Here is a 4296-nt window from a genome sequence, read left to right as displayed (position 1 = left end):
GCCGGCTCGCGCTGCTCGCGGCGCGCCGCGGGGAGCTCACCGAGGGCCGCCGCTGGTGCGCCCGCGCGGTCGAGCTGGGCCCGGCGGAGGTGGCCGAGCGGGCCGCCCGGCTGAGCGAGGCGCTCCACCAGGAGCTCACCGCTTAAGGGATTTGCGCTGGTCGCAGGGGTGACGTACTGTTGGGTTCACCGACGCGGGGTGGAGCAGCTCGGTAGCTCGCTGGGCTCATAACCCAGAGGTCGCAGGTTCAAATCCTGTCCCCGCTACTGCAGTCGAAGGCCCGGATCCGATCACTGGATCCGGGCCTTCGTCGTACCCCCGCGTGGATGTCGCGGCGCGCGCACGGAAAAGCCCCCGCCTGATCCAGGCGGGGGCTTTTCGTGGAGTCTTACGCGGACGCGCAGTTCGGGCAGATGCCGCGGTACGTGACCTCGACGTCCGAGATCGTGAAGCCGAAGCGCTCCGAGTCCGGCAGGTCGTGCAGCGGGTCGCCGGCCGGGTGGACGTCGCGGATCGCGCCGCAGCGCGCGCAGACCAGGTGCTGGTGCGGGCGGTGCGCGTTCGGGTCGTAGCGCTTGGCGCGATGGTCGGTGGCCACTTCCATGACCTCGCCGAGGGACACCATCTCGCCCAGCGTGTTGTAGACGGTCGCCCGGGAGATCTCCGGCAGCTTCTTCACGGCGCGGGCGTGGACCTCGTCGGCAGTCAGGTGGACGTGGTCCCCGTCGAGGACTTCGGCCACGACACGCCGCTGCGCGGTCATCCGCCAGCCGCGGCCGCGCAGTCGTTCCAACAGGTCACTCATGGGGGTCAGCCTAACAGGAGGGGGCCAAGGCTACGAACAGGTGTGAGTTTGGATGGCTGCTTGACTTAGACATTGTCTATCGTAGGATCGATTACGAAGGACAGGGTCGAGGGAAATCCGCAGGAGGCGCACGTGACGCAGGGACCGCTCACCACCGAGGCCGGCGCGCCGGTCGCCGACAACCAGAACAGCGAGACGGCGGGCGTCGGCGGCCCGGTCCTGCTCCAGGACCAGCTGCTGCTCGAGAAGCTCGCCCACTTCAACCGCGAGCGGATCCCGGAGCGAATCGTGCATGCCCGCGGGGCCGGTGCATACGGCACATTCACGGTGACCGCGGACGTCACGCCGTACACCCGCGCCGCGTTCCTCTCCGAGGTCGGCAAGCGGACCGAGACGTTCCTGCGCTTCTCGACCGTCGCGGGCAGCCTCGGCTCGGCCGACGCGGTGCGCGACCCGCGCGGCTGGGCGCTGAAGTTCTACACCGAGGAGGGCAACTACGACCTCGTCGGCAACAACACCCCGGTGTTCTTCATCAAGGACGCCATCAAGTTCCCCGACTTCATCCACACCCAGAAGCGCGACCCGTACACCGGCTCGCAGGAGGCGGACAACGTCTGGGACTTCTGGGGCCTGTCGCCCGAGTCGACGCACCAGGTGACCTGGCTGTTCGGCGACCGCGGCATCCCCGCCTCGTACCGCCACATGAACGGCTACGGCTCGCACACGTACCAGTGGAACAACGAGGCCGGCGAGGTCTTCTGGGTCAAGTACCACTTCAAGACCGACCAGGGGGTCGTGAACCTCACCCAGTCCGAGGCCGACGCGCTCGCCGGCCGGGACCCGGACAGCCACCAGCGCGACCTGCGCGAGTCGATCGAGCGCGGCGACTTCCCGAGCTGGACGGTGCAGGTCCAGATCATGCCCGCGGCCGACGCGGCGACGTACCGCTTCAACCCGTTCGACCTCACCAAGGTGTGGCCGCACGAGGACTACCCGCCGATCGAGATCGGCAGGCTGGAGCTCGACCGCAACCCGGAGAACGTGTTCGCCGAGGTCGAGCAGTCGATCTTCAGCCCCGCGCACTTCGTGCCGGGCATCGGTCCGTCCCCGGACAAGATGCTCCAGGGCCGCCTCTTCGCGTACGGCGACGCGCACCGCTACCGCGTCGGCGTCAACGCCGACCACCTGCCGGTGAACCGCCCGCACGCCACCGAGGCGCGCACCCACGCACGGGACGGCCACCTGTACGACGGCCGCCACAAGGGCGCGAAGAACTACGAGCCGAACTCCTTCGGCGGCCCGCACCAGACGGACCGTCCGCTGTGGGTCGGCTCCGCGGTCACCGGCGTGACCGGCGACCACGTCGCCCCCTCGCACGCCGAGGACGACGACTTCGTGCAGGCGGGCGACCTCTACCGGCTGATGTCGGAAGACGAGAAGGGCCGTCTGGTCGGCAACCTCGCGGGCTTCATCGCCAAGGTCTCGCGCGACGACATCGCCGAGCGGGCGATCGACAACTTCCGCAAGGCGGACGGAGACTTCGGCAAGCGGCTGGAGGCCGCGGTCCAGGCCCTGCGCGGCTGACCGGCGCTTGTCGTAGGGAAGAGAGGGCCGGACCCCGTGCGGGGGTCCGGCCCTCTCGGCGTCAGCGCGCCAGGGTGTGCTCGTGCCGGAGCACGGGCGCCCAGCAGCGGATGATGTCGCGGACCGAGACGATGCCGACGGGCCCGGCGTCGTCCAGCACGATCAGATGGCGGAAGCCGCCGTGCGTCATGGCCTCCGCGGCCTCCACCAGGGTCCAGCCGGGTGCGGCGAAGACGACGTCGTGGGTGGTGTGGGAGCCGGCGGTCTCGTGGTCGGGGTTCTGGTCGGCGCCGATGGACTTGAGGATGTCGCGCTCGGTGAGAATGCCGAGCCCGCTGGTATCGGTGTCCAGGACGACGGCCGCGCCGACGCGGCGCGCCGCCATCAGCCGGGCCGCCTGTCGGAGGGTATGGGCGGGTCCGATGGTGAGGATCACCGTGCTCATGGCGTCACGGACGAGCATGAAGGGAGCCACCTCCTCGGTGAACGGTCCCCGCGGTTACGAGAACCGTTTCACAAGTTCACAAACGGGGGGACTTTTACTGTGACATTGCCAAGGAGGGGTAACAAGAGGGCGCGCACGGACCTCCGCGCACGCCCCGTCTCAGGACTCCTGGTTCAGATAGCTCAGCAGTTCCCCGTGCAGCAGCCCGTTCGACGCCGCCGCGTTTCCGCTGTGCGGGCCGTGGCGGCCGTCGAGGCCGGTGAAGGTGCCGCCCGCCTCCTGGACGACGATCGCCGTCGCCGCCATGTCCCACAGGGACAGCTCCGGCTCCGCGCAGAAGTCCACCGCGCCCTCGGCCACCATCATGTACGGCCAGAAGTCGCCGTACGCCCGCGTCCGCCAGCACGCCCGCGTCAGGTCCAGGAAGCCGTCGAGTCGGCCCTGCTCCTCCCAGCCGCTCAGCGAGGAGTACGCGAACGAGGCGTCGGACAGCTCCGCCACCTTCGAGACCCCGATCCGGGTCGCCGACGACAGGCTGCGGCCGGTGTACGCCCCCGCGCCCTTCGCCGCCCACCAGCGGCGGCCCAGCGCCGGCGCGGAGACCACGCCCACCACCGGCTGGAAGCCGGTGTCGCCGGCCTCCATCAGCGCGATCAGCGTCGCCCAGACGGGCACCCCGCGCACGTAGTTCTTCGTGCCGTCGATCGGGTCGATCACCCAGCGCCGCGGGCCCGAGCCCTCCACGCCGTACTCCTCGCCGAGGATCGCGTCGCGCGGCCGCGCCCGCTGCAGCTGGCCCCGGATCAGCTCCTCCGCGGCCTTGTCCGCCTCGCTCACCGGCGTCATGTCCGGCTTCGTCTCGACCTTCAGGTCGAGGGCCTTGAACCGGTCCATGGTGGCGGCGTCGGCGGCGTCCGCGAGGACATGGGCGAGACGCAGATCGTCGTGGTAATCGGCCATGTTCGGAACTCTATCCTCCCTGCGGGCGGTGGATCGCGGAGCCTCTTGACAGTGTGTGGCGGCCCGTCAACTCTGTGCGAAGGAGGGGCGAGGACGGGAGTCGCAGATGCCCGCAGCGCGAGATGCCCTGCTGAACGCCGCGCTCGCGGCCCTCAACCGGCTGCCCTGGTCCGCGGTCCGGATGGTCGACGTCGCGTCTGCCGCGGGGGTCTCCCGCCAGACGCTCTACAACGAGTTCGGCAGCAAGGAGGGCCTGGCCCGCGCCCTCGTCCGGCGCGAGGCGGACGCGTACCTCCGCGGCGTCGAGCGGATCCTCGCCGACCGGCCCCCGGTCCCCGACCTGCTCGCCTTCGTCGCCGAGTGGATCGTGACCGAGGCCGCCGACCGTCCCCTGTTGCGCGCCCTGCTCACCGGCAGCTGGAACGAGCGACTTCCCGCGCCCCGTCCGGCCCGGGCCGGCGCGCACGCCTCCGCGGTCCCGGCCCAGCGGCGCGCCGACGCG

General features: G+C 70.6%; 5 protein-coding genes and 1 tRNA gene. 3 read left to right on the top strand and 3 right to left on the bottom strand.

Annotation, left to right across the window (positions count from 1 at the left end):
- Window positions 1-192: 192 nt before the first annotated feature.
- A tRNA-Met gene (locus tag VIU94_RS03245) sits at window positions 193-266 on the top strand.
- A gap of 122 nt (window positions 267-388) precedes the next feature.
- On the opposite strand, the gene VIU94_RS03240 is transcribed toward VIU94_RS03245, so the two are convergent.
- Window positions 389-805 carry a Fur family transcriptional regulator gene (locus tag VIU94_RS03240; RefSeq protein ID WP_331907289.1) on the bottom strand — a complete coding sequence of 139 codons (417 nt, stop codon included), beginning with the start codon at window positions 803-805 and terminating at the stop codon, window positions 389-391.
- Between the two features lie 132 nt (window positions 806-937).
- Between VIU94_RS03240 and VIU94_RS03235 the strand changes: the two genes are divergently transcribed.
- Entirely contained in the window at window positions 938-2389 is a 1452-nt protein-coding gene (locus tag VIU94_RS03235) for a catalase (protein ID WP_331907287.1), read from the top strand.
- Between the two features lie 61 nt (window positions 2390-2450).
- Here the strand turns inward: VIU94_RS03235 and VIU94_RS03230 are convergent, their stop codons facing one another.
- Together VIU94_RS03230 and hisN are read right to left on the bottom strand one after the other, a co-directional pair.
- Window positions 2451-2852 (bottom strand): CBS domain-containing protein, encoded by a 402-nt coding sequence (locus VIU94_RS03230; protein ID WP_331907285.1) that lies wholly within the window; start codon window positions 2850-2852, stop codon window positions 2451-2453.
- Window positions 2853-2993: 141 nt separating this feature from the next.
- Window positions 2994-3794: a histidinol-phosphatase gene (hisN, locus tag VIU94_RS03225; RefSeq protein WP_331907283.1), complete on the bottom strand. Its 801-nt coding sequence runs from the start codon at window positions 3792-3794 to the stop codon at window positions 2994-2996.
- A 106-nt stretch (window positions 3795-3900) separates the two neighbouring features.
- On the opposite strand from hisN, the gene VIU94_RS03220 reads away from it, so the two are divergent.
- The coding region (locus VIU94_RS03220) for a TetR/AcrR family transcriptional regulator (protein WP_331907281.1) at window positions 3901-4296 on the top strand (396 nt) is incomplete at its 3' end.

Origin of the sequence: Streptomyces sp. (assembly GCF_036566765.1) — a bacterium.
Classification (GTDB): Bacteria; Actinomycetota; Actinomycetes; order Streptomycetales; family Streptomycetaceae; genus Streptomyces.
The sequence above is the reverse complement of the archived record's forward strand: the minus strand, read 5'-3'. Positions and strand labels throughout refer to the sequence as shown.

Coding starts and splice junctions, on each gene's coding strand:
- VIU94_RS03230 (WP_331907285.1), bottom strand. CDS start 2,852: ATGCTCGTCCGTGACGCCATGAGCACGGTGATCCTCACCATCGGACCC.
- VIU94_RS03240 (WP_331907289.1), bottom strand. CDS start 805: ATGAGTGACCTGTTGGAACGACTGCGCGGCCGCGGCTGGCGGATGACC.
- hisN (WP_331907283.1), bottom strand. CDS start 3,794: ATGGCCGATTACCACGACGATCTGCGTCTCGCCCATGTCCTCGCGGAC.